Source organism: Succinivibrio sp. (assembly GCF_045124615.1).
Lineage (GTDB): Bacteria > Pseudomonadota > Gammaproteobacteria > Enterobacterales > Succinivibrionaceae > Succinivibrio > Succinivibrio faecicola.
The window spans coordinates 1-26,656 of the sequence record NZ_JBGVMC010000211.1; the positions used below are offsets into that span (position 1 = coordinate 1).

Annotated in this window: 22 protein-coding genes; 17 read left to right on the plus strand and 5 right to left on the minus strand. The window is 37.8% G+C overall.

The window, feature by feature from the left end; translation table 11 throughout:
• Positions 1 to 188: 188 nt before the first annotated feature.
• From dapD to map, 3 genes are read right to left on the minus strand one after another with little or no spacing between them, the layout of a single operon-like run.
• Positions 189 to 1,037, minus strand: coding sequence for a 2,3,4,5-tetrahydropyridine-2,6-dicarboxylate N-succinyltransferase (gene dapD / locus ACJML3_RS05435; protein ID WP_406021301.1), 849 nt, complete (start codon positions 1,035 to 1,037; stop codon positions 189 to 191).
• 29 nt (positions 1,038 to 1,066) lie between these two features.
• Entirely contained in the window at positions 1,067 to 3,712 is a 2,646-nt protein-coding gene (gene glnD, locus ACJML3_RS05440) for a [protein-PII] uridylyltransferase (protein WP_406021303.1), read from the minus strand.
• Between the two features lie 9 nt (positions 3,713 to 3,721).
• Complete coding sequence (gene map, locus ACJML3_RS05445) at positions 3,722 to 4,507, minus strand: type I methionyl aminopeptidase (protein WP_406021305.1); 786 nt, start codon at positions 4,505 to 4,507, stop codon at positions 3,722 to 3,724.
• Positions 4,508 to 4,865: 358 nt separating this feature from the next.
• On the opposite strand from map, the gene rpsB reads away from it, so the two are divergent.
• The 17 genes from rpsB (at position 4,866) to tilS (ending at position 21,719) form a co-directional block, all read left to right on the plus strand.
• Entirely contained in the window at positions 4,866 to 5,612 is a 747-nt protein-coding gene (gene rpsB, locus ACJML3_RS05450; protein WP_406021307.1) for a 30S ribosomal protein S2, read from the plus strand.
• Between the two features lie 103 nt (positions 5,613 to 5,715).
• Complete coding sequence (tsf, locus tag ACJML3_RS05455) at positions 5,716 to 6,603, plus strand: translation elongation factor Ts (RefSeq protein ID WP_406021309.1); 888 nt, start codon at positions 5,716 to 5,718, stop codon at positions 6,601 to 6,603.
• A gap of 15 nt (positions 6,604 to 6,618) precedes the next feature.
• Complete coding sequence (gene pyrH / locus ACJML3_RS05460) at positions 6,619 to 7,341, plus strand: UMP kinase (protein WP_406021311.1); 723 nt, start codon at positions 6,619 to 6,621, stop codon at positions 7,339 to 7,341.
• A 15-nt stretch (positions 7,342 to 7,356) separates the two neighbouring features.
• Positions 7,357 to 7,914: a ribosome recycling factor gene (gene frr, locus ACJML3_RS05465; protein WP_219936725.1), complete on the plus strand. Its 558-nt coding sequence runs from the start codon at positions 7,357 to 7,359 to the stop codon at positions 7,912 to 7,914.
• Positions 7,915 to 7,922: 8 nt separating this feature from the next.
• Positions 7,923 to 8,684 (plus strand): polyprenyl diphosphate synthase, encoded by a 762-nt coding sequence (gene uppS / locus ACJML3_RS05470; RefSeq protein WP_406021313.1) that lies wholly within the window; start codon positions 7,923 to 7,925, stop codon positions 8,682 to 8,684.
• Entirely contained in the window at positions 8,674 to 9,534 is an 861-nt protein-coding gene (locus ACJML3_RS05475) for a phosphatidate cytidylyltransferase (protein WP_406021315.1), read from the plus strand. The genes uppS and ACJML3_RS05475 overlap by 11 nt, the downstream gene beginning before the upstream one ends.
• Entirely contained in the window at positions 9,534 to 10,730 is a 1,197-nt protein-coding gene (ispC, locus tag ACJML3_RS05480; RefSeq protein ID WP_406021317.1) for a 1-deoxy-D-xylulose-5-phosphate reductoisomerase, read from the plus strand. The genes ACJML3_RS05475 and ispC overlap by 1 nt, the downstream gene beginning before the upstream one ends.
• Positions 10,723 to 12,084, plus strand: a complete 1,362-nt coding sequence (gene rseP, locus ACJML3_RS05485) for an RIP metalloprotease RseP (protein WP_406021319.1) — start codon at positions 10,723 to 10,725, stop codon at positions 12,082 to 12,084. Before ispC ends, rseP begins: the two co-directional genes overlap by 8 nt.
• A 23-nt stretch (positions 12,085 to 12,107) precedes the next feature.
• Positions 12,108 to 14,507, plus strand: coding sequence for an outer membrane protein assembly factor BamA (gene bamA, locus ACJML3_RS05490; protein WP_406017906.1), 2,400 nt, complete (start codon positions 12,108 to 12,110; stop codon positions 14,505 to 14,507).
• A 15-nt stretch (positions 14,508 to 14,522) separates the two neighbouring features.
• The gene (locus ACJML3_RS05495; protein ID WP_406017905.1) at positions 14,523 to 15,086 is read left to right on the plus strand and encodes an OmpH family outer membrane protein; all 564 of its coding nucleotides are present in this window, start codon (positions 14,523 to 14,525) and stop codon (positions 15,084 to 15,086) included.
• An 18-nt stretch (positions 15,087 to 15,104) separates the two neighbouring features.
• A complete protein-coding gene (lpxD, locus tag ACJML3_RS05500) occupies positions 15,105 to 16,136 on the plus strand; it encodes a UDP-3-O-(3-hydroxymyristoyl)glucosamine N-acyltransferase (RefSeq protein ID WP_406021321.1) in 1,032 nt (343 codons plus the stop codon).
• Positions 16,137 to 16,146: 10 nt separating this feature from the next.
• The gene (gene fabZ, locus ACJML3_RS05505; protein ID WP_219936742.1) at positions 16,147 to 16,611 is read left to right on the plus strand and encodes a 3-hydroxyacyl-ACP dehydratase FabZ; all 465 of its coding nucleotides are present in this window, start codon (positions 16,147 to 16,149) and stop codon (positions 16,609 to 16,611) included.
• Positions 16,612 to 16,629: 18 nt separating this feature from the next.
• Complete coding sequence (gene lpxA, locus ACJML3_RS05510; RefSeq protein ID WP_406021323.1) at positions 16,630 to 17,418, plus strand: acyl-ACP--UDP-N-acetylglucosamine O-acyltransferase; 789 nt, start codon at positions 16,630 to 16,632, stop codon at positions 17,416 to 17,418.
• On the plus strand, positions 17,418 to 18,671 hold the full coding sequence (lpxB, locus tag ACJML3_RS05515; protein WP_406021325.1) for a lipid-A-disaccharide synthase: 1,254 nt from the start codon (positions 17,418 to 17,420) through the stop codon (positions 18,669 to 18,671). The genes lpxA and lpxB overlap by 1 nt, the downstream gene beginning before the upstream one ends.
• A 2-nt stretch (positions 18,672 to 18,673) precedes the next feature.
• Complete coding sequence (gene rnhB, locus ACJML3_RS05520; protein ID WP_406021327.1) at positions 18,674 to 19,309, plus strand: ribonuclease HII; 636 nt, start codon at positions 18,674 to 18,676, stop codon at positions 19,307 to 19,309.
• 128 nt (positions 19,310 to 19,437) lie between these two features.
• Positions 19,438 to 20,394 (plus strand): acetyl-CoA carboxylase carboxyl transferase subunit alpha, encoded by a 957-nt coding sequence (gene accA, locus ACJML3_RS05525; protein ID WP_406021335.1) that lies wholly within the window; start codon positions 19,438 to 19,440, stop codon positions 20,392 to 20,394.
• Positions 20,388 to 21,719 (plus strand): tRNA lysidine(34) synthetase TilS, encoded by a 1,332-nt coding sequence (tilS, locus tag ACJML3_RS05530; RefSeq protein WP_406021329.1) that lies wholly within the window; start codon positions 20,388 to 20,390, stop codon positions 21,717 to 21,719. The genes accA and tilS overlap by 7 nt, the downstream gene beginning before the upstream one ends.
• A 22-nt stretch (positions 21,720 to 21,741) precedes the next feature.
• Here tilS and ACJML3_RS05535 read toward each other — a convergent pair whose 3' ends face one another.
• Positions 21,742 to 23,739, minus strand: coding sequence for an N-6 DNA methylase (locus ACJML3_RS05535; protein WP_406021331.1), 1,998 nt, complete (start codon positions 23,737 to 23,739; stop codon positions 21,742 to 21,744).
• Positions 23,740 to 23,752: 13 nt separating this feature from the next.
• Positions 23,753 to 26,230: a penicillin-binding protein 1A gene (locus ACJML3_RS05540; protein ID WP_406021333.1), complete on the minus strand. Its 2,478-nt coding sequence runs from the start codon at positions 26,228 to 26,230 to the stop codon at positions 23,753 to 23,755.
• Positions 26,231 to 26,656 lie beyond the last annotated feature (426 nt).

The window sequence follows — 26,656 nt, forward strand, 5'->3', positions numbered from 1 at the left end:
AGATGACCATTGAGCAGGATAAGTATGACGATAAAGATGGTCTGCCAGATGATATCATCAATAGTGACGATGATATTGATGAAGACATAATAGTACCAATGTGATAAAGAAGATAACAGAATCTGAAATCACTGATATATGAAAAAAGGAGGCATTTGCCTCCTTTAAAGATCTGTTATTACACACTATTACATGTGAGAAACTTCTTCTTGAGCCTGACGAAGAAGATCGTTTAGACCAACCTTTGATAAGGTCTTTTCATCAACCTTCTTAACAATAATTGCAGCATAAAGGGAATACTTGCCATCCTTTGATGGAAGGTTACCTGCAACAACAACTGAATGTGGAGGAATTCTGCCATAGCTGATTTCACCAGTTGTTCTGTCGTAGATTCTTGTTGATTTACCAAGGAAAACGCCCATTGAAATAACTGAGCCTTCACCTACGATAACACCTTCAACAACTTCTGAACGTGCACCGATAAAGCAGTTATCCTCAATGATGGTAGGACCTGCCTGAACTGGCTCTAGAACACCACCGATACCTGCACCACCTGCAATATGTACATTCTTACCAACCTGAGCACAAGAACCTACTGTAGCCCATGTATCAACCATGGTGCCAGAACCAACATGTGCGCCGATGTTAACAAATGATGGAAGAAGGATAGTGTCTTTTTCAAGGAATGCACCACGTCTTACAACGCAACCTGGAACTGCACGGATACCTTCCTTTGCAAATCTTTCAGCAGTATAGCCGTCAAACTTTAATGGAACCTTATCGTAGAATGCACCACCTGGAACTTCTGTTAGGAAATTGTCTTCAATTCTGAATGATAATAGAACAGCTTTTTTTATCCACTGGTTTGTAACCCAGTCGCCATTAACTTTTTCAGCTACTCTGATTTCACCTCTATCAAGTGCATCGATAACCTGATTAATTGCATCTTTTAATTCAGCTGAAACTGTTTTTGAATTGATGTTTGCGCGATTCTCAAAAGCGTTCTCAATAATACCCTGTAAATCCTGAACAGACATTTAAAATACTCCTAGGCGGATCATAACTTTTACTCATCTAGAGCTTTCTTCAGTGCAACACTTAACTCTTCTTTTCTGTTTGCATCTAAAGGAAGACCGTTACTGTCAGTAATTGCAAAATAGTCATCAGCTCTTTCGCCAGTTGTTGTAATTCTAGCGGCTCTGATTAGACATCCTAAATTACCAAGTGTTATGCCGATTTTAGCTAACAGTCCCTGTCTGTCAAGCGTAGAAATTTCCAGTTTAGTCTGTTTTTCTGACTTAGAATCGAGGTAAGAAATGGTGGTTGGAACCTCGAAAATTTTGTGATTAATTGTAGATAAATTAAGTACTTGGCTATCTTCTTTTAGCCCTGTCAGAATAGCCTTTCTTAGGCCGTTTAAGCGGTCATGATCAAGAGGTTGTCCTTTTTTGTTTTGGAACATAATTGTGCACAATGCATGAAAATCGTGCGTTAAAAAGATTTGTGCACTAAAAACGTTCATTTGCTTTACAGCCATTGTAATTACAAGGTTTGTGAACATTGATGGGGATGTGCTCTTGTAATAGAACAGTAATTCAGTACCAACGTTAGGAGTCTGAGAAAACAGGATCAGTGGCTCATCATTTTTTCTGTATCTAAGGATATTTCTTGCATGCCAGGATATATCTTCAACAGAATAGTGTATGAAATAGTCATTAGGGAACTGTCGCATATAGCGAAGCAGATCGTCCTTTTTGCAGTCCCTTGTTATTTCAATAGCTCTTTCTCTCTTTTCGTTAGCTTGAAGGAGCATGCTCTTTACAAGATCAGCTTCACTTTGAGTTACAGCAAGCTTTGTAGCCTGATAAAGCTGTCTGAAAATGTTGTCCTGCCATGAATTCCAAACATTGTCATTTGTGGCTGATATATCAGCTACTGTCAGACAGTACAGATTGTTGAGATGTTCTTCATCCTGAACGAAATCAGCAAAGTTGTTTATAACTTCAAGATCAGTGGTATCTCTTCTAGTTGCTGTAGTGTTGAACATCAGATGAGCACCGACCAGCCATGAAATTAGGTTAGTCTGATATTCATTAAATTCGTGCAGAATACAGAATGCTTCTGCTTCCTTTGCACCCTTAGCTGCATGACTGCCACCTCTACCTTTTGCAATGTCATGCAATAAAGCTGCGCAGAACAGAATTTCAGGATCTGCAATTTTTCTTCTGACATTTCTAAAAAGCTGATAAATAGGCTCTCTTTTTATTGCAAGTTCATTTAGATTTGAAAGCACTCGTATTGTGTGTTCATCAACACTGAACAGATGGAATCTGTCAAACTGTGCAAGACCTTCAATTCTTGCCCACTGCGGCATATAGCTAGACAGAACATGGGTTTCATGCATAAGTCTTAGTACTAAAGGAAGACTGTCTGTGCTAGTTAGGATCTGTTTAAATTTCTTTCTGCACTGAGGAATAGTAATCAGATGATCCTTTAATTCTCTTCTGCCTTCTCTAAGAGCTCTCAGGCAGTTTACATGGATTTTGTTGATCTCAGGATGGCTTCCTATAGCAAGGAAAAGATCGAGCATTTTTTCAGGATCGTTTTTGAAGATTTCATGATCAATTACATCGATATACTGTCCTCTTTGAACAAATGCGTTGTTCAAAAATACAGGCTCTGAGAATTCGTCACCAACATATCCTTTTATATCAATGGATACCTGTTGCAGAACCATATTGTTCAGTTCAAGAACTCTATGGAAGATTCTGTACAGATCACGCATCATTGCTTCGACAGGAGCATTTCCTTCGTCGCCATAGCCTAAAGTTTTTGCAATAGATTTTTGAAAATCCAATCTTAGGATATTCGAATTTGAATTGCAGTGAATAGCATATCTTACGTCCCAGAGAAAATCACGGCATGCAAGATATTCGTCATATTCTTCTTTTGTCAAAAGTCCAATAGTATGCAGATTGTCATATTTGCCCAAATGGTAAATTTTAAGAGCAAGCCACTGCATAATATGCAGATCTCTAAGACCGCCAGGATTATTTTTTATATCAGGCTCTAACGAGTAGATGGTATCTCTGAATGCATGATATCTTTCGTTTTGTTCTTTTACTTTTGCATCAAAGTACTTTTCATCATCCCAAAAATCGTCTTCTGTAATGCTGTGAATAAGATCTTCATATAAGCTCTGATTTCCAGCGATAAAATGAGTTTCAATAAGATTGGTAATGATTGTGATGTCTTCTCTTGATGCAAGAATGGTCTCTTTAATGGTTCTGACAGAAGTGCCAAGATCGAGTTTTAAGTCCCATAAAAAAGAAATAAATGATTCAATAGCCTCTTTTGCTTCATAAGGTATTGGATCAAGTTTAGAGACAATTAAAAGGTCGATATCGGATTCAAGAAACTGTTCCTTTCTTCCGTATCCGCCAACAGCGACAAGAGCAAGATAATCAAAACGAGCGATATATTTTTCAAAAATCTTTGCCAAAAAATCATCAAGACTTTTGGTTTGAGAGTTCAGCAGATCAGATACTCTGAATCCTTTATCAAAGCATTGAATTCTGTATTCTTTATATTCACTAATACGTTCTCTGAATTGCTTGATATCGGAAATATCAGAAATTTTAGAAACAAAAGGGAAAGCATCATTTACATTTGTTTCTATAACTTTTCTTGGAACACTGATAGTCTCAAACATAAATTATTCCTAATGAACAATGATCCTTGGAAAGTCTTCGTCCTTTCTTAAAGTTAGAACTTCAACACCGTTTGGTATAACTAAAAGTGTATGCTCATACTGAGCTGATGGCTGTTTGTCTGCTGTTGTAACAGTCCATCCATCTTTTTTGTTAACCTTGCACTTATAGGTTCCTGCGTTAATCATAGGCTCAATGGTAAAGCACATTCCCTCTTCAAGGATACAGTTGAAATTGTTCTTGTAATGAAGAACAGATGGCTCCTCATGGAAACCTTTTCCGATGCCATGACCGCAGTAGTCACGAACAATAGAGAAACCTGCTTTATCAGCTACTTTCTGGATAGCTGCACCGATTTCTGTAAGATTAGAACCAGGACGAACTGTTTTTATAGCTTCATACATAGCTTCCTGAGCGCATTTACAAAGCTGCTGATTACGAGGTGATGTCTCGCCAACAATGAACATTCTTGAGCTGTCGCCGTGATATTTGTCCTTTAATACGGTAACATCGATATTAACAATATCACCCTTGTGCAGTTTGTGTGGACCTGGAATACCGTGGCAGACAACCTCATTGATACTAATGCAGGTAGCCTTTGGATAACCCTGATAGCCAAGATCAGCACTGATTGCATTTTCTTTTTGTTCAATGTAATCATTCATGATCTTATCTAATTCATCTGTGGTTACGCCTGGTACTATGTAAGGCTCAATCATCTCAAGTACCCTGGCTGTTGCAGCGCCAACAGCTCTCATTTTTTCAATTTCACTTGGTGATTTTAATGTAATATCCATTTGCTTATTCCTTATTTTTCAACTATCAAAGATTATATATTTTTTTGAGCTAATTTTTCTAAAATAGTGAGCAATAATGTTCTGATTTTATTGTTGAATGCAGAGATTCGAAACTGAAGAAAACTGATGAAACAAAAGATGATATTTTTTTTAAGAAATTTTTATAAATCCCTTTGAAACGTGATAAAATATGTTGCCTTTTTATGTGGATAAAGGGGTGTTGTATCTGTTAACTATCGATACAATCTGTATTTTTTAAGAAAACGCACACTGTTCAGCCAATCCTTATGTTGGGTGCCATTATGGTTAACAGAGGAGAACAGTGGAGGCTTAACCCTAAATTTTGAGGAAATTCAATATGTCATCAATCACTATGCGCGACATGCTTCAGGCAGGTGTTCACTTCGGTCATCAGACACGTTACTGGAATCCTAAGATGAAACAGTACATCTTCGGTGCACGTAACGGTATTCACATCATCAACTTAGAGAAGACCGTTGAGTGCTATGAGTCTGCTTTAAACTTCTTAAGCAACACTGTTGCTCATAAGGGTAAGGTTCTATTTGTTGGAACTAAGCGTGCTGCAAGCGATAGAGTTGGTTCAGCTGCTGCTGAGTGTGGCCAGTACTATGTTGATCACCGCTGGTTAGGTGGTATGTTAACAAACTGGAAGACTGTTCGTCAGTCAATCAAGCGTTTAAAGGAGCTTGAGACCCAGACTCAGGATGGTACTTTAGAGAAGTTAACCAAGAAAGGAGCTTTATTACGTACCCGTGAGCTTGAGAAGTTAAACCGTTCATTAGGCGGTATCAAGGACATGGGCGGTCTACCAGATGTATTATTCGTAATCGACGCTGAAGTTGAGCACATTGCTATTAAGGAAGCTAACAACTTAGGTATTCCTGTTGTTGCTATCGTTGATACCAATACCAACCCAGATGGTGTTGACTACGTAATTCCTGGCAACGATGATGCTATCCGTGCTGTTGATTTGTATTTAAAGGGCGCTGTTGAGACAATCAACGCTGCTCGCGCAGATGCAGTTCGTCAGGACAAGGAAGCTTTAGCTGCTGAGGCTAAGGCTGAAGAGTCAAAGGCTGAATAATATTTGCCAAAGCAAATAAATTTGCCAGCTTTTTTGTAAAAGATCTTTATAAACATTAAAGGCCGGTATAATCCGGCCTTTTACAAATTAAGAGGATATAAACATGGCTACCGTAACCGCTGCTATGGTTAAAGAATTACGTGATGCAACTGGCGCAGGCATGATGGACTGCAAAAAGGCTTTAGTTGCTGCTGATGGTAATATGCAGGCTGCTATCGACGCAATGCGTAAGAGTGGTGCTGCTAAGGCTGCTAAGAAGGCAGGCCGTACCGCTGCTGAAGGTATCATTGCTGTTGCAAACAATGCTAACAAGATTGCTTTAGTAGAAGTTAACTCAGAGACTGACTTCTGTGCTAAGAACGCTGAGTTCGTAACTTATGCTCAGAAAGTTGCTGATTTAGCTTTAGCATCAAACATCTCAGACGTTGAGGCTTTAAAGGCTGCTCAGTTAGATGGTCAGACTGTTGCTGATGCTTTAACAGCTCTAGTTGCTAAGATTGGTGAGAACTTACAGTTACGTCGTGTTGCTTTAGTTGAAGCTAAGGAAGGCGAGACTTTAGGTTTATACGTTCACTCAAACAAGCGCATTGGTGTTGCTGCAGTTATCAAGGGTGGCGATGAGTCAGTAGCTAAGGATGTTGCAATGCACATCTGTGCTTCTAAGCCAGATTTCGTAAAGCCAGAAGACGTATCAGCAGAAGTTGTTGAGCACGAGCGTCAGGTTCAGATCGAAATCGCTATGAAGTCAGGCAAGCCACAGGCTATTGCTGAGAAGATGGTTGAAGGCCGTATGAAGAAGTTCACTGGTGAAGTTTCTTTAACTGGTCAGCCATTCGTTAAGAACCCAGAGATTTCTGTAGGTCAGATGTTAAAGGAGCACAATGCTGATGCAGTATCATTCATCCGCTTCGAAGTAGGTGAGGGTATTGAGAAGGCTGTTGTTGACTTCGCTGCTGAAGTTCAGGCTCAAGTAGCTGCCGCACAGAAATAATTTGCGGAGATGAACATGTCCTCAGAGCTAAATTGCAAAACAAGAAGAATTCTGCTTAAGATTTCAGGCGAAGCTTTAAGCGGTGACAATGGTTTTGGTATTGATCCATCTGTTCTGTCTAATACAGCAAAGGCAATCAGAGCTGTTCAGAACGAAGGTGTTCAAACCGTTCTGGTAATCGGTGGCGGTAATATTTTTAGAGGTGCAGCTTTACAGAAAGCTGGCTTTGACAGAGTTACCGGAGACCAGATGGGGATGCTTGCAACCATAATGAACGGTCTTGCAATGCGTGAGGAATTAAAAGCTCAGGGTGGTAAGTGTGTGCTGATGAGTGCTTATGGAGTTCCTTCCATTTCCACTCAGTATTCAGCAACACTAGGCCGTGAGATTTTAGATTCAGGATCTTCACTGATTGTCGCTGGTGGCACAGGAAATCCTTTCTTCACAACTGATACAGCTGCCGTATTACGAGCAGTTGAACTTCAGTGCTCTGAGGTTCTCAAAGCTACAAAAGTTGATGGCGTTTACACTGCAGATCCATTTAAAGACAAGAGTGCTCAAAAATATGATACTCTTAGCTTTGATGAAGTTATAGAAAAGCAGTTAGAAGTGATGGATTTAACAGCTTTTGCTTTAGCAAGAGACCATCACATGCCAATCAGAGTATTTTCTATGGGTAAAGACGGTGCTTTCATGAGAGCTGCAAAAGGCGAATCAGAAGGTACACTCGTAAGTTAATAAGGAGCCCCGAAAATGTTAAACGACGTACAGCAGAAAGCTCAAGACCGTATGCAGAAAGCTTTAGACTCATTAGATATTCGTCTTAGCAAAATCCGTACTGGTCGCGCACAGCCAGGTCTTCTAGATGGCATTATGGTTGATTACTATGGCAGCATGTCACCTCTTCGTCAGGTTGCACAGATCAACGTTGAAGATGCTCGTACCTTAAAGATTACTGTTTTCGACAGAAATGCAATTAAGGCCGTAGAGAAGGCTATTCAGCAGTCAGATTTAGGTTTAAACCCAGTTGTTGCTGGTACAGAAATTCGTGTACCTCTTCCTCCATTAACAGAAGAGCGCAGAAAGGATCTTGTTAAGATCGTTAAGGGCGAAGTAGAGCAGACCAAGGTTGAAATCCGTAATGTTCGCCGTGATGCAAATGCTGAAATCAAAGATCTTCAGAAGAATAAGGAAATTTCTGAGGATGAACAGCGTTCTGCAGAAGAAAAGATTCAGAAGGCTACTGATTCTTCAATTAAAAAGGCAGATGATTTATTAGCTGCAAAACAAAAAGAGTTAATGGAAATTTAATTAACTTTATGCAGATGTCATCTAATTCACCGGGGAGCTTGAAGGCTCCTCGTCATTTAGCTGTTATCATGGACGGTAATGGCAGATGGGCTCAATTACGTGGTAAACAGCGAGTCTTTGGACACAAAGAAGGCGCAAAGTCAGTTAGAAGAGTCATAAAACAATCTGTTGCATTAGGCGTTAAAGAATTAACCTTATTTGCTTTTTCAAGTGAAAACTGGAAAAGGCCTGCTATTGAGGTTAATGCTTTAATGGCTTTGTTTGTTGAAGCAATTAAAAAAGAAAGCAAATCCTTGCTAGAAAACGGAATCAAAACAAAGATCCTAGGCGATCTTTCTCGTTTTCCATCAATTCTTCAAAACCAGATTCGAAAACTTGAAGAGCTCACAAAAGACTGTAATGTCATGACATTGAATATCGCCGCTAATTATGGTGGCAGATGGGATATTTTGCAGGCTGCAAAATCTCTTGCATCAGATATTGCTCAATCCAAAATTAATATAAATGAACTTAATGAGGATTTATTCAGTCAAAGACTGAGTACAGTTCAGAATGTCGATTTAATGATCAGAACAGGCGGTGAAAAACGCATCAGTAATTTTCTTCTTTGGCAGGCAGCATATGCAGAATTGTATTTTACAGATGTATTATGGCCTGATTTTGATGAAAATGAGCTTATAAAAGCTGTTGAATTCTATAATACTCGAGAAAGAAGATTTGGTCAGACTTCCGAACAGGTAAAACTTAAGGATACAAATAATGCTAACTAGAATAATAACCGCAGTTGTATTAATTGGCGCCACTTTAGCATGGCTTTTTTTAGCAAATTTTGAAATCTTTGCTATCGGTGCTCTGTTTATTTATGCTGTTGGTGCATATGAAATGGGACCTTTATTAGGATATAAGAGCAGAATCCCATTCTTAGCAGTAGCTGTTATAGTATTAAGTCTTATCTTTGCTTTAGTTGAACCAGGTACATTCATCGGTATTGGTGTTCCACCACTTGCACAGTATGCTGTAGCAGCTGGCCTTATCGTTTGGGTAGGTTCAATCCCACTGCTTTTAAAGTATCCTAGCAATACAACATGGCATAAGAGCATTGTTTTTAATACCATCATTGCACTTTTGATGATGGTTCCATTTGTTATTGGTCTATTGATATTAAGAGCCAGTGAGTATGGTTCAGATCCAAAAGCTGGTGGTTTTTTAGTTTTAAGCGTTATGGCTTTAGTATGGTGTGCTGATTCTGGTGCCTACTTTGCAGGAAGATTCTTTGGTAAGCATAAAATGCTACCAAACGTAAGTCCAAAAAAGACTCTTGAAGGCCTAATAGGTGGTATTGTTACAGCACTCATCGGTCTTTATATCTTTATAGAATTAGGCTGGTTTGGTCAGTATGCTATAAATGAAGGTGCTTTATATGCAGCAAGCGTCCTGACTATTGTTTTCTCTGTTGTAGGCGATCTTGTTGAGAGCATGTTAAAGCGTCTTGCAAACATCAAAGATTCTGGAACCATTTTCCCAGGACATGGTGGAATGCTTGACAGAATTGATTCTCAGTTAGCTGCTATACCTGTATTTTTAACAAGTCTTTATATATTCTCTGGAGTTCTGTTCTAATGAGATACGTAACAGTTCTTGGTGCAACAGGCTCTATAGGTAAGTCAACTCTTGATGTAATCAGAAGACATCCTGATTTATTCAGTGTGTATGGTCTTGCAGCATCAACTTCTATTGATGCAATGATTGATAGTATAAGAGAGTTCAAACCTAAAGTTGTTGCAATGAGCTCTCAAAAGGCTGCAATAGAACTACTAAAGAGGGTTAAGGAATTACAACTTCCATGTGAAGTCCTTTTTGGTGATGATGGTGTTCAGACTCTTGCAGGTGACGGTAGTGCTGATATTGTCGTTGGCGCTATTGTTGGCGCTGCAGGTTTAAGACCTCTTATAGCTGCTGCAAAAACAGGCTGCATTATTGCTCTTGCAAACAAAGAAGCTCTTGTCATGTCTGGTACTATCTTCTTTGAGACAGCAAAAAAATATGGTGCAAGGGTTCTTCCTGTTGACAGCGAACATTCTGCTATTTTCCAAAGCCTTCCTTTCGAAGTTCAGGAAAATCTTGGCTTTTGCGATTTGAAAAATGCACATGTAGATAAGATCTTATTAACAGGTTCAGGTGGTCCTTTTAGAGATACTCCAATTAAGGATCTAGAACTTGTAGATGCAAAAACTGCTGTAGCTCATCCTGTTTGGTCTATGGGGCCAAAAATTTCTGTTGATTCTGCAACAATGATGAATAAAGGTCTTGAATTTATTGAGGCTAGATATTTGTTTAATGCAGATGATAGTGATATACAGGTTGTAATTCATCCACAGAGCGTTATTCATTCAATGGTTTCATATGAGGATGGTGCAGTAATGGCTCAGCTTGGAAATCCTGATATGAGAACTCCTATTGCAGTTGCTTTAGGTTTCCCTGAGAGAATTTCAAGTGGAGTGAAAAGACTAGATTTTACAAAGCTATCTTCTCTGACTTTTATGGAGCCGGATTTTTCCCGTTATCCATGCCTTAAGCTTGCAATGCAGGCAAGTAAGTCAGGTCAGAGTGCAACAACAGCATTAAATGCTGCAAATGAAGTTGCTGTAGCAAGTTTTCTTGAGTCAAAAATTAAATTTACTGATATTTATCGTGTTGTCGAATCAGTTCTTTGTTCTAATACATGCAAAGAGCCAAGCAGCATTGATGAGGTATTATCAATTGATGAAACTGCAAGAAAGAGTGCTGCTGACTATATAGGAAAGCTTAATGGTTAACGTTTTTGGTGGTATTTTCTATTTCCTTCTAGCCTTAGGAATTCTAGTTTCCATTCATGAACTAGGACATTTCCTTGCAGCTAGAGCCTGTGGCGTGAGGGTATTAAGGTTCTCAATCGGTTTTGGTCCTATTCTTGTGAAAAAAACAGGCAAAGACGGTTGTGAATATGCCATAAGTGCAATTCCTCTTGGCGGATATGTCAAGATGGAGGGGGAGGATGCCCCAAGTGATGAGAAAGCTTCACTAAGCAAAACTGCTTTTAAAGCACAGAGCGTTGCAAAAAGAGCGATTATCGTTGCAGCAGGACCATTCTTTAATATAGTTCTTTCTGTCATTCTGTTTACTATTGTAAACATGAGTGGTATTACCTATTCTCTACCAATTGTTGGTGATGTAGTTCCAGGCTCTAAAGCAGATATTTCAGGTTTTAAACCTTTTGATAAAATTGAATCTGTAAACGGTAATAATACAGAATCATGGTCAGATGTAATGATCTCTTTTGTCGAGAACATCGGATCATCTGGAAAGTTTGATGTTGTTGTTCGTTCTGATCTAGGTAAAGGTGAAAAGAGAACCTTATCTATGTCACTTGAAGATTCTGTTCTCATGAGAAATGAGTCTCCTCTTGAGAAGAATGGTCTTCGTCCTTGCTTTGGAAAAGCTCTGAATGTTGTTGATAAGGTTATTGATGGATCACCAGCTTACAGAGCATCTATTAAAAGCGGAGACATAATTTTAAGTGTAAATGGCATCAGTACTGATAATTGGTACAGAGTCAGTGATGCTATTGCAAATTCTTCTTTCGATGAGATGACTCTTGTTGTTCAAAGAGATACAAAAATCTATCAGACCAGCTTGATTCCAGAGAAAAAGCAGATAAGGGGTACTGATAAATACAGACCATTTGTCGGAATATCTGCAAAAGTTGAAAAAATTGAAGGTTTAACAAAGAAAGTATATTATGGTCTAGTTGACGGATTCGTAAAGGCTATTGGTGATTCTGTATCAATGGCCAGGGTAATAATCGTATCAGCAGGAAAACTTATAACAGGAAGCATATCTGCAGACAATGTATCAGGACCTATAGCAATTGCAAAAGGTGCTCAGGAAAGTGCAAGCTTTGGTCTTATCATGTTTTTTAGTTTTCTTGGTGCTATTAGTGTAAACTTGGGTATTCTGAACTTATTACCGGTTCCTGTTTTAGACGGTGGTCATCTTGTATTTCTTGCATATGAGGCAATATTCAAAAAAGAGCCTGGACCAAGAATTCAGATGATGCTGACTTCGATTGGTGCGCTATTACTGTTATTACTGACAGTTTTTGCATTATTCAATGATATAAAAGGTTTTTAATAATTATAATTTTAGGCATAAAAATGGGACGTAAAAATTACCTAAAACTAGCAACTCTATCACTAGCTGTCATGGCAGTTGTCATGCCTGCAGGATTGAGTGCAGCAACAAACGACGATGTAATCAAGGAGATTCAGGTACAGGGTATCAACCGTGTATCTAAAGGTGCAGTACTGCTAGCACTACCATTCGGTCAGGGCGACCTTATGACAAAGGAAAACATTGCACTTGCAATGCAGCAGTTATATGCAACAGGTGATTTTGATGAGGTAAAGCTTTCAAGAAGCGGAAATACCTTTATTGTTAATGTTAAGGAAAGACCAACAATCGGAGCGATTGATTTTTCCGGTAACAGCAATATCAAGAAAGAAGATCTTGAAAAGATTATCAATCAGCAGGGTGTAAGATCTGGTGAGGCTTTAAATACCCAGTCACTAAATCAGATCCAAAAGTCACTTGAAGATTTCTACCATTCATCTGGTATGTATCAGGCCAGAGTGAAAACCGTTATTACAAAGCTGCCAAGAAACAGAGCTGATATTAAGATTGAAATTACCGAAGGTAAGGCAGCTGAAATTCAACAGATCAATATTGTTGGTAATACAAAATTCGATGAAGAAGTTTTATTAGCTCAGATGGAATTGCGTGATGATGTGCCATGGTGGAACTTCCTATCAAATCAGCGCTTCAATGGTCAGAAATTAAGAGCAGATCTTGAGGCTTTACGCTCATTCTATATGGATAGAGGCTATGTTAACTTCAAGGTTGTATCAACAGCTGTTGAACTGACTCCTGACAGAAAGGGTATCTACCTGACAATCAACATTGAAGAGGGTGATCAGTACAAAATCAGCTCAACAGATGTAAGAGGTGATACCTTAAAGTATGCAAACGAGCTTAAAGATGCAATCAGCATTGAAGAAGGCGAGATTTATAACCAAAGAAGAATTACTGCTAATGAGAAGAGACTATCTTCTGTATTAGGTAAGTATGGCTATGCAAATTCACAAGTAAAAGCCTATCCTGTATATAACGAAAAAGAAAAGACTGTATCATTGCAGTTTAATGTTATCCCAGGTAAGAGAGTTCATGTTTCTCAGGTAATGATTTCAGGAAACGATGTAACAGATGATACTGTAATCAGACGTGAGTTAAGGCAGATGGATGGCTCATGGTTATCAACCGAAGCTGTAGAGCTGTCTGAAGCAAGATTAAACAGACTTGGTTACTTTGAGACTGTTGCAGTAAATACTGAAAATGTAGGTGCAGGTGATGATACTGTAAACATGACAACCGTCGTAAAGGAAAAGCCTACAGGAACTATTGCAGGTGGTGTAGGTATTGGTACAGATTCAGGTCTGACAATTCAGGCTAATATTTCTCAGAATAATCTGTTCGGTACAGGTAATCACGGTCATATCAGCGCATATGAAAATGACTATACAAAGCATGTTGAGATAGGTTATACCGATCCTTACTTTACAGTTGACAATGTAAGTTTAGGTGGTCGAGTGTTCCTTGATAAGTATAACGGTGAAGATGACACAGATGCTGTAAACTACAAGAACAAGACTGTAGCAGCTTATATGAGTCTTGGTTATCCTTTAGCTGAAACATGGTATCTTAATTACAATCTTGGTGTTGAGAAGACAAAGATTCAGAACAGGGGAACAAGATTTGAGCAGTCAGATCGATTCTTCTCAATGTACGGTAAGGTTTCAGACAGATCTGCAAGTTTTACCAACTATAAGGCAAGTATAGATTTAACTCACAATACATTTAACAGAGGTATTTTCCCAACAGATGGTAACAAGCAGACTCTGTCTTTGATGGCAACAACACCAAATTCAGATATGCATTATTATAAGGCAACTGCTGAAACCTATCATTTCTATCCAATCGACACATACCATCAGTACGTGCTTTCATTCAGAGGTCGCGTAGGTTATGGTAACGGTTATCGTGAGAAGAATGGAGAAAAGGAATGTCTGCCATTCTTTGATAACTTCTCATTAGGTGGTTCAGAGTGGTTAAGAGGTTTTAAGAAGAGTTCTGTCGGTCCTAAGGCTCTTTATATTATACCGGACGGTAGCGGCTACTATGAGTCTGGCGATTCAGTAGGTGGTAACGCTTTCTGGGCAACTACTGCTGAAGTGATTGTCCCAACTCCACTTCTTCCTGAAGCTTATAAGAGCAGCGTTAGAACAGCTGTATTCTTTGATGCTGGTGCTCTATGGGATACAAGATCTGATTGTTATACAAAGGATTACTCAGATCCTGGCAAATACAGAACATCAGTTGGTGTTTCAGTGATATGGATGTCCCCAATGGGTCCTCTTTCATTCACTGTTGCAAAGGCAATTAAGAAGTACGATGGCGATGATACACAGCAGTTTAGCTTCAATATTGGTGGCAGTTTTTAATTAAGGAGTATATAAATGTTTAAAAAATTAGCATTAGCATCAGCATTATCATTAGCAGTTCTTTCAAATGCAGCATTCTGCGAAGAAGCAAAATCAGAAGCAGTCAAGGCTCAACCTTCAGCTTCAAAGATTAGTGTTGCAGTTGTAAATATTCGTTTAATCATGTCAGAGTTACCTCAGGCAAAAGAGGCAACTATTGCACTTCAGAAAGAATTTGGTCCACGTTCAGAAGAATTAAGAAAGATCCAGGAACAAGGCCAGAAACTTGAGAAAGAGTTACAGACTGCAAAGGGTGAGCGTATAACAGAGATTAATAGAAAGCTTGCTCAGATGAAAGCTGATTTTGATTTAAAATCACAGGCTTTACAGGAAGATTCACAGAAAAAAGAGCGTGAGATCGAAGTTAAGTTAGGCAGATTAGTTCAGACAGCTATCGATAGAATCGCAAAAGAGCGTGGTATTGATTTAGTTGTACGTGGTGAGACTGTTGTTTTTGCAACTCCTGCAGTTGATATTTCTGAGGACGTTATTGCACGTGCTTCAAAATTAAAGAGCTCAAAGGAAGTTAACAAGAAATAATCAATAGCCGAGGATAATATGCTATTAAAGGATATTGCTGAAAAACTAGGCGCAAAGCTTGTAGGTGACGGTGCAATTGAAATTGTATCAGTTGCAAACCTCAAGACAGCTAAGTCAAATCAGATAAGCTTCTTGACTGATCCTAAGTACCGTGAGGTTTTATCTCTATCAGAGGCAGGAGCAGTTATAGTTAAGGAATCTGATGTCGAGCATGTAAAGACTCAGGCATTAGTAATGCAAGATCCATATGTTGGATTTGCAAGAGTAGCTCAGTTACTTGATACAACACCTCAGATAGCTGTAGATGTTCATCCATCAGCAGTTGTTGAAGAAGGTGCAGTTATTGGAAAGAATGTATCATTAGGTCCTAATGTCTATGTTCAGAAAGGCTCTGTAATTGGTGACAATGTTCAGTTAGGTGCAAATGTTGTTGTTGGACCTAATGCTAAGATAGGCGCAGGTACAAGGTTATATCCAAACGTTAGTGTTTATCACGATTGCGTTATTGGCGAAAAATGTTTAATTCAGTCTGGAACCGTAATTGGCGGTGACGGCTTTGGTTATGCTAATGAGCGCGGTGAGTGGATTAAAATCCCTCAGACTGGACGTGTTGTAATTGGAAACAGAGTTGAAATCGGCGCATGTACTTGTATTGATAGAGGTGCAATCGACGATACAGTAATTGAAGATAATGTGATAATCGACAATTTATGTCAGATTGCACATAATGTTCATATTGGTTATGGTACAGCTGTTGCAGGTGGTACAACCTTCGCCGGCTCTGTTACAATTGGTAAATACTGTATTATTGGCGGAACATCCGTATTCAACGGACATATCTCAATTTGTGATGGTGTAACTGTTAGCGGAATGTGTATGGTTATGAGATCTATTGAAAAACCTGGTGTTTATTCATCAGGTATTCCTGCACAGACTAACAAGGAATGGCGTATTACCGCTGCAAGAACATTGCACATCAATGAGATGTATCATAAGATTTCAGAACTTGAAAAGCAGGTTCAAAAGCTTTCAGAAAATATTAACAACTAAGAGGTGAACGATGACTGATACCGTAGATACCACCCATACATTAGACGTTGAAAAAATTATGGATCTGTTGCCACACAGATATCCATTTTTAATGATTGATCGTGTTCTTGATTATTCAATTACCGAGGAGCACAAAACATTACGTGCAATCAAGAATGTTACTTTCAACGAACCATTCTTCCAGGGTCACTTCCCAGGTAAACCAATTCTTCCTGGTGTTCTTATCCTAGAGGCAATGGCTCAGGCAACAGGTATTCTTGCATTTACTATGGTTGGTAAACCAAATCCTGGCGAGTTATATTATTTTGCTGCTATTGATAATGCCCGTTTCAAGCGTCCTGTAGTTCCTGGCGATCAGTTAGTTTTAGACGTTGAATACTTTAAGGAAAAGCGTGGCATCGCTTCTTTCAGAGGTGTTGCAAGTGTAGACGGCAAAGTTGTTTGTCAGGCTGACTTAATGTGCGCAAAGCACTAATAAATCAAGGTGGATAAATTGACTCAAGCAACAGGAAATATCAGTCCTAGTGCAATCATTGGTCCAGATGTTGTGCTCGGCAAGAATGTTACTATCCGTGAAAATGTAATCATTGAAGGAAAGGTAACAATTGGTGATGATTGTATATTTGAGCCATTTTGTATAGTTAGAGGTCCTACCACAATCGGTAAGAACAACCATTTTTATCAGTTCTGCTCTATAGGTGAAGGTTGCCAGGATTTAAAGTACGCTGGCGAGCCAACAACATTAACTATCGGTGATAACAATGTTATTCGTGAGCATTGTACAATGCATCGTGGAACAGTACAGGGAAATGGTACAACAACCGTAGGTTCAAACAACCTATTCATGGTTAATACTCATGTAGCTCATGACTGTATTATTGGAAATCACTGTATTTTTTCAAATAATGCAACTTTAGCAGGTCATGTTACCATTGACGATTACGTTGTATTTGGTGGCTTAGCTGCAATTCATCAGTTTGGTAGAGTAGGATGCCATGCAATGGTAGGCGGTATGGCTGCTCTTAATATGGATGTTCCTCCATATGTTATGGCAGCAGGCCACTATGCAAAACCTTTCGGCATCAATAAGGTGGGGCTCCAGAGAAGAGGTTTTTCTAAAGAGGCAATCAGTGCAATCTTCAATGCTTATGTATTCTTATACAAGAAGCATTTAACCATAGAAGAAGCTATTGTTGAAATTGAAAAACTAGCTTTAGAGCATAGTGAAGTTCAGCCTTTAGTAGATTTCTTAAAGGCAAATGGAAGAGGTATTGTTCGTTAATGCCATTATCTGCCAATCCTCATTTATACGCATTAGTTGCAGGTGAGCCATCAGGAGACACTTTAGGTGCAGGCCTTATGATGGCTATCAAAAGACGAGATCCATTAGCTGAGTTTATTGGCATAGGTGGACCTAAGATGATTCATCAGGGGTTACATTCTTGTGCTAATATAGATGATCTTGCAGTAATGGGAATTACTGAAGTTCTATTAAAGCTACCAAAGATACTTAAAATCAGAACTCGTCTTGTAAAGAACATCCTAGATGCAAAACCTTGCGTATATATTGGCATTGATCTTCCAGACTTCAATCTTTACGTAGAACAGAAGGTTAAGAATGAGGGAATACCTACTGTTCACTACGTAAGCCCATCCGTTTGGGCATGGAGAGAAGGCAGAATCACCAAGATAAAAGCTGCATGTGATGAGATTTTAGCTCTGCTTCCATTTGAACCAGAGTTTTATGCTAAACATCAGATGAGCTGTACCTATGTTGGTCATACTCTGGCTAATATGATCCCTCTTCAGGTATCTCAGCAGAATGCTAGAGAGAGAATCAGTCTTGAAAAAAGCTCAGTTGAACCTGTTAAAGACAAGGTTATGGCTATTCTTCCTGGTTCAAGAAAAGGTATCATTACAAAAATGCTACCAATCTATGCACATACTGTTAGATTGGTTAAGAAAAAATTACCAAATACAGTATTTATATGTACTGTGCCTTCATACAAAACAGCAGAGCTTGTAAAAGATTTATGGCTTGAGGTTGCACCTGATCTTTCCTTAACAGTTTTTGTCGGAAATACTCAGGATGTTATTGCATCTGCAGATGCTGCTTTATTAACCTGCGGAACAATTGCACTTGAGACTATGCTTTTAAAAACTCCATTTGCTGTTGCATACAAGGTTAGTGCTATATCAGCTCTGATAGCTAGAAGATTACTGAAGATTGATACATATTCTCTACCTAATCTGATTGCTAAAAACAGAGTTGTTAAAGAATTTATTCAGGAAAACTGTACTTCTAAGAATCTGTCAGATGAGATGGTAAATCTTCTGAACTCAGATAATCTTCTGATGAAAAAACAGTTTACTGATATTCATCAGTGCATGCGTTGCAATTCAGATGAACTTGCCTGTGATGCAGTATTCAAGGTCATTTCAAATCATGCTAAAAAACAGGCTGAAAAAGAGCTTTTAGAAAAACAGCTTCAGGCAAATCAGGAAGTTGCAAAACAACAAACTGATAAAAAATAACCATGAAAAAAGAGTTACCTCCTTTTGTATATCCTATAGATCCTAATCAGTACTGCATTTGTGGTGTTGATGAGGCTGGTAGAGGTCCTCTTATGGGTAATGTTGTTGCTGCCTGCGTTATTCTCGATAGAAATAATCCAATTGATGGATTGAATGATTCTAAAAAACTGTCTGAAAAGAAACGTGACTTGTTAGAGCCTGTTATAAAGGAAAAAGCTCTAGCTTATGGCATCGGAATCTGTACTCCTCAAGAAATTGATTCGCTAAATATTTTAAATGCCTCCTTAGAAGCAATGAAAAGGGCATATTTAAATATGAATCATAACTGTCATCTTATGCTTGTTGATGGAAACAAGACACCAAAAGATCTTCCAATTAAAATGGAAGCTGTTGTAAAGGGGGATGCAAGAGTAGCAGAGATCGCAGCTGCTTCTATTCTTGCTAAGGTAGAGCGCGACAGACAGATGTATGAACTTGACAGAAAATACCCAGAATATGAATTTGCAAAGCATAAAGGGTATCCAACAGCTAGACACTTAGAATTACTAAAAACACTTCCAATTCTAGACTTTTACAGAAAAAGTTATGGTCCTATCAAGAAGATACTGATGAGTTCTTCTGATCTTAATGTTTTATAAACTTATACGTTGTAGCAATACGATGATGGTGTGATATCTGACAAATTGTATAAAGCACTTTTTTCAGTAGTCAAAATGTAGTAAAATTCACACCACTTATATCAGATCAATGAGGCTGAATCGACATGATGAACATTAATTATTTAGATTTTGAACAACCAATTGCAGGCTTATTAGCTCATATTGAAGAGTTAAAGCGTCTGAGTGCAGATTCAAATTCAAGTGTTGATCTGACAGCAGAATTAAATCAGCTTGAGAAAAAGAATCTTGAATTAACAAAGAAGATCTTTTCATCTTTAACTGACTGGCAGATTTCACAGCTGTCACGTCATCCAATGCGTCCTTACACATTAGACTATGTAAGCCGTATTTTCACTGATTTCCATGAGTTAGCAGGTGACAGAGCTTTTGCTGATGATAAGGCTATTATCGGTGGTTTAGCTCGTTTAGATGGTCGTCCTGTTATGGTAATCGGTCATCAGAAGGGTAGAGATATTAAAGCCCGTACAATGCGTAATTTCGGTATGCCACGTCCTGAAGGCTACAGAAAGGCAATGCGTCTGATGAAACTTGCTGAAAGATTCAATATTCCAGTAATTACCTTTATTGATACTCCAGGTGCATATCCTGGTGTTGGCGCTGAAGAGCGTTCTCAGGCAGGTGCTATTGCTGAGAGCTTAAAACTGATGTCTGATTTAAAGGTACCTGTAATCTGTACAGTTATCGGCGAAGGTGGTTCTGGTGGTGCATTAGCTATCGGCGTTGGTGATAGAGTTAATATGCTTGAGTACTCAACATATTCAGTAATTTCACCAGAAGGCTGTGCTTCAATTCTTTGGAAGTCTGCTGAAAAGGCTCCTTTAGCTGCTGAAGCTATGAATATTACTGCTAACAGAATTAAAGATCTTGGTCTAATCGATAATGTTGTAACCGAGCCATTAGGTGGTGCACACAGAAATTATGATGAGATGGCTGAGAACTTAAAGAAGAGACTACTTGATGATATCGCTGAGTTATCAACTCTGTCATCAGATAGACTTATTGAGCAGAGATTCACTCGTTTAATGAAGTACGGATATTGTTAATCTCTAATGCAAAGGCCATTCTTGATGAGATGGCCTTTAAATTCTTAAATACTTTCAGTCCAACAAAATTAGTTGTTGGCCTCTCAGGTGGAGCAGACTCCACCTTAGTTCTTTTATTAGCTCACCATATCAGAAATCTCAACAAGGAATTCTCTGTTAAAGCAGTTCACTGTGTTCATGGTTTAGATGCAGATGATCCTATCTGGTTTAAACATTGTACTTTGCTTTGTGAAAAACTTGATATAGAGATTTCTACACCAAAACTTCATATTGTTTATGGAAATGGTGTTTCTCCAGAGGACAGTTCAAGAAAGGAAAGATACTCTGCCTTATTAAAAGAATCAAAAGATGGCATCCTTATGCTTGGCCACCAGTCAGATGATCAGGTAGAGAACTTTCTTTTAGCTTTAAAAAGAGGCTCTGGTCCTTATGGTTTATCAGGAATGCGCTACTGCATAAATGATTCAAGAGGAACAATTGTAAGACCGCTGCTTGATTTAACAAAGGATAAGATCATTGAAATTATCAATGCTCTTGGTTTTGACTATGTATTTGATATTTCAAATACATATATGAAGTTTGAAAGAAACTTTATGCGTCTTAAGGTGTTACCTTTACTAAGAGAGCGTTTTTCTAAAATTGATAATGCAATTTTGCGTTCACAGAAACTGTGTGCATATGAGCATGATCTTGCTGCAAGATATGCAACAAGTATATTCAAGCCACTATATGATGCAAAGAGCGCATCACTTGATTTTTCAACATTAAATCTTGATGATGAAGCTTTAATAACTCATGTTATGCGTCTTTTCATCAGTGAATATACTTTAATGCCACCAGAGCTTAATACAGTTCTTGAAGCTATAAATCTTTGCAAAATATCTAACGATCAGTTAGCTTTAGTTAAACTTGAGGATGATCTGTTCTTAAAAAGATATAAGAAAAAGATTTATGTAGTTAAAAACACTCAAAAGCCACAAAAGGGTGAATATGTTCTAGCACTTGGTGAAAAGATAACACTTGGTGACTATACATATGAACTTTACTTTGATATGAGTAATGATAAACCATCATCTGCTAGTGTTGTTCTTGATTTTAATTACTCAAAATCTATCATTGTTCATCCAGAGAAAAGAGCTCATTCAAGAGATATAGGAAAGCTTTTTGGTGAGTTTGGTATTCCTGTTTGGAACAGAGACATTTATCCTTTGATTAGATCTGTTAACAATAAAGATATGATTTTAGGATTAGGTGATTTGTTTGTGACAAGAGAGTGTAAAAATTCAGAATACTCTTCATTAAGACTTAAGATATCAGCAGTTTAGTTTAACTGCTGATAATGATCATTTATAAAAGAACTGTAGATATTGCCTTATTCTTAACAAGTTCAAATTCTTTGTCTGATAGGCCATATAAAGAAGCAACAATTTCATCAATCTTTTCATAAGTTCTTTGTTTTTCATCATTTGAATCTGACGAAATTATCTTATCTGTCAGATCTTCAATTGTCTTTTGAGTCTTATCGTCACAATAAACAATAGGCAGCTGCTCTAAGTGGTTTCTTAATACCTTTACAGAGTTAAACTTCAGCTGATAGTAAAACTGCATTATTGATGAATTAAGAATAGCCATTATGTACTTGATACTAAGATCAGGGATCTTAGGTATAAGAATATTACAGCTGTTTAATGAAAGGGTTTGCTTGTTGTCATAGGCAAATACAAGCTGTGAGCAGATAAATCTGTACAGAAGCTTTTCTTTAGCTCTGTAAAACTCTGTTTTTGCAACCTGCTGGAATTGCTCTGGTTTAAAGGTAATGAAGTTTTGTGTTTTAGCTACTGAGTATTTGAAAACATCAGAGCCTCTTAAGACCATTTCATTATCATCAAACTTGTAATAGGAAATATATTTATCATTATTTCCTGTAACGATTCCTAAAGCAAAATCTGCATTGTCTTTTAGATATCGGTTGTCTGCTTTTTCTAGTTTTTCAATAAGCTCATATTCTTCATCTGTTATGTTAAAAGAAAAGAAATCAGAGTTTACAAGTCGACTTGTCTTAATAACAAACGGCTCTTCTTTTTGAGACAGACGGACAACCATTCCTGAAGTATCAAGCTTTTTGTTGGTTTTTCTAATCTGCATAACAACAGCCGGACACTGAACGTTATCAAAAGCATTTGCAAGATATTCAAGATATTCAATTGTTCCTGAGTCTATGATTATCTGACGGATTGCTTTATGAGTTGCAACGTTTAAAATTGCCTCAGCAAGAACAAAGCTTAAAGATCCCCCATCCTTGAGGCTTGAAATAGCCTTTTCAAGAAAGACATCATATGACTCAATATTCTTTGTCTTGGCAGACAAAAATACATTTTTTAGTACTTGCTTTTGATTTTCATTAAACAGATATCCCCAAGGAGGATTAGAAATGATGTAATCAAATTTCTTATCTGTTTTTTCAAAAAGAAAATCATAATTCGTTATATGCTCTTTTAGGATTTCTCTGTCGCTTATACCATATTTTAAAGCATAGTTGATTCTGGCAATGGCAGCTGTAAGAGGATCAATCTCGTTACCATAAACATTCTCATAGCTTATTGAATCATCAAGCTGCAAAATAAAATTACCAGTACCTGCACAAGGGTCGATAATAGTCTTTCCATCTTCATAATTTGCAAAGAGTTTTTCGCACATTACAGATACGATTCTTGTAGGAGTGTAGTAAACGCCTTTTGCTTTTCTTGTGCCTAAAGATGAGAGAGAAATCTGAAGTAAACCTAGGATATCCTCTTTTTGTTCGTATTCATAAGAATATTCAAACAAGAATGGATAAAGATCAATACAGTTTAAAACAAAAGGATTTAGCAAAAGCAGATCATCTACAAGGAACATAAATCTGTCTTTTTTATAGGCTCCTTTTGCATATTTGAAAATACTGTCCTTTTTAGTTAGTTTATTCTGCTTTGACAGGATAAGCTTAATAGCACAGTCGGTGATTAGAGCTAATATCAGATCATCGCTCAGATCGATATGTCTTATTTCGATCTGTTCGACAATCTGTTTTACAGTATCAAGATTAATGCAGTTTTCTGTTACATATGATGAGTACAGTTTGTTACCCTTAATAAGAGTTTTATTTCTTCTCTTCTTTAAGGCTACATTATCAGCACTGAGCAGTTTTTTTCTAATATCCTTAAGTGAAACCTGATCGAAAAAAGGCTCATTATCAATATAAACAGTTGGATCGATTTTTTTCAGCTTAAGCCAGTTTCTGACAGTACTGGCACTGACATTTAGTTTTTCTGCTAAATCCTGTACAGAAAGAATTAGTTTATCGTCCAATTATTTATACCTTTTAGAAAATATTATCGTCAGTAATGTTTGATGTATCGATCTTATCTTCAGGTTTTGCCTGTTCTGACTGTTCCTGTTCATTTTCATTCTGCTCTTGAGTATCGCTCTGACTGTCATCATCATTTAAAGAGCCTGAACCTTTTGTGCACCAGTCTGTGATACCTGCAACTGTACACTTACCAAGACCTTCTGGTACTGGAAGCGGTGCCATTTCAAGATCTTTTTGAGATAGTCTTATAAACTCAGCAAAGATAGGCAGAGCAGAATATGCACCGCCTTCAGGACCTGTGAATCTTGAATAACCAAGATCTCTGTCAGTATCAAAACCCATCCAGGCAGTAGCTGTAATATGCCCGTTATAACCTGAGAACCATGCATCATGAACATTATTAGTTGTTCCTGTTTTACCATGCAGATCGGTTCTGCCTGTTGTTCTGTATGCACGGCCACCAGTTCCGTAATAAGGACCTGAGATACCTTCACCGCCGTATATTACTGAGCTCATCATATCAGCTACAATATATGCATTTTTGTGTGACAGTACCTGTTCATAAGAATTAGGATCTGCAACTGCTTCCACGTTGTTGTACTCAAGGGAAATTGAGTTTTTAATACGATCCGGTGCAAGAGGATCAGCATGCTTTGGTGTATGTGTATATACAACTTCACCATTTTTAACGATCTTTGTTATCAGGTATGGTTCAACCTTGTAGCCGCCGTTTGAGAAAACAGCATAGCCTGTTGCAAGCTGAAGAGGTGTTACCTCAACAGAGCCTAAAGCCATTGATTCAACCTGCTGAGACTTTGGAACATTAAATCCAAATTTCTGAACATGCTCAACTGTATTGTGAACACCAATACGTCTTATCAGTCTTATGGAAACCACGTTCTTTGATCTGGCAAGAGCCTCTCTTAAGGTCATGTTTCCATCATATCTGTTAGGAGTGTTCTTAGGAGACCACCATGTTCTTGAACCAGGATCCCATGTCTTGATAGGCTCATCCTGGAAAACAGTATTGATGTTTATACCTTTAGCAACAGCTGCAGAGTATAAGAATGGTTTGAAGTTAGAACCAGTCTGTCTTGTAGACTGACTTGTTCTGTCAAGTTTGCTTTTTGCAAAATCATAGCCGCCAACCATAGCCTTGATTGCGCCATCATACTGATTTATGGCTATAAGTAAAGCTTCTACCTGAGGTACCTGAGTCAGAACTTTTTCACCTGTTTCATTAGTGTAGTAATAAATCAGATCACCTTCAGTTGCAACATCTGAAACATGCTTAGGTAAAGGACCTTGACGCTTATCTGAGATGAATGGTGCAGCCCACTTGAGATTTTCAAATTTAATGATAACTTCCTCATTTTTTCTGCCTATTGCTGAAAGATTCTGTTCTTTATCATTAACATTTGTTACAAGGGCTGGTTTGATATAGTGGTAGATATCCTTGTAGTAAAGATAGTTTTCAAGCGCAAACTCATTTTTGGCTTTGAGTTTATTAAGATCAATATTCTCCAAAGCACCTCTGTAGCCATGTCTTGTGTCGTATTCTGTAACAGCCTTGAATACAGCATCGTGAGCTGCCTGCATATCTTTTGTATTTACAGTGGTATAAATCTCGATACCGTCTGTATAGGCAGAATCACCAAACTTCTCAAGAGCAACAAGACGAGCTTTTTCAGCAACATATGGAGCATAACCTTCAAGCTTACTTGAATGGAATTCAGCTTTATAAGGTTCATTGTCAGCCTTTTCAAATTCATCTTTTGTGATGAATCCTAAAGTGTACATTCTATCTAGTACAAGATGACGGCGCTCTTTTGATCTTTTAGGATTGGAAATTGGATTTAATGTTGATGGTGCTTTTGGAAGACCTGCAATTGTAGCCATCTGTCCAAGAGTAAGTTCATCTAGATTTTTTCCAAAATATGTCTGAGCAGCAGCTGCAACACCATATGAACGGTGGCCTAATGCGATCTTGTTAAGATAAAGTTCAAATATTTCGTCCTTTGTAAGAACCTGTTCGATTCTTAAGGAGATGAAGATTTCCTTTAGTTTTCTTTTTAAAGTTTTTTCTCTTGTTAAAAAGAAGTTTCTTGCAACCTGCTGTGTAATGGTTGAAGCACCCTGTTTTGCTGAGCCTTTACTTACAGATACGATAGCAGCTCTTGCAATACCGATAGGATCAATACCTGAGTGCTCGTAAAAACGGCTGTCTTCAATTGCAATAAAAGCCTGTTTTAATTTTTCAGGGATTTTATCAATAGAAACAGGAATACGTTTGCTTTCGCCAAATTCTCCAATGAGTTTGTTGTCTGCAGAATATACTTTCATAGGTGTTTCGAATGTAACTTCCTTTAATTTTGCTACATCAGGAAGATCACCTAAAGTTTGATAATAAATAGCGGCACCTGCAACACCGCTTGCACCTACAGAAAAAAGTCCAGTCCAGAAAGCGAAATTTATTATTTTACGTAGCACAAAATGGCCTCATATATTTATGAAAAAACTGACACACATTTTATCAAAATATTACCTTATTTTTCTATTTCTATGTTTGATATAACGAACGTTATGTGATTATTAATGAAGAGAATTTCACATTGAAGTTTTAGATTAAATGAAATTGATAAATCTTAAGAAGAAAACTGTTTGTCTTCGAATATACAAATTTGAATACAATTTTCTTATCTAAGATAATTCTGTGTACTTTGTAATATGATTATTATGTCAGTCAAATAGTCATTATAAAAATTGCAAAACAGCAGTATTTTTCTACAAAGTCATAGGACAAAATACAAAAATAGTTTAAAATTCTTTCAGATTTTCAAGGTATTTAACGATGTCATTTGATAAAAAAGAAAGAATTATTTTAATCGGCCCTATGGGTGCTGGAAAGAGCAGTAT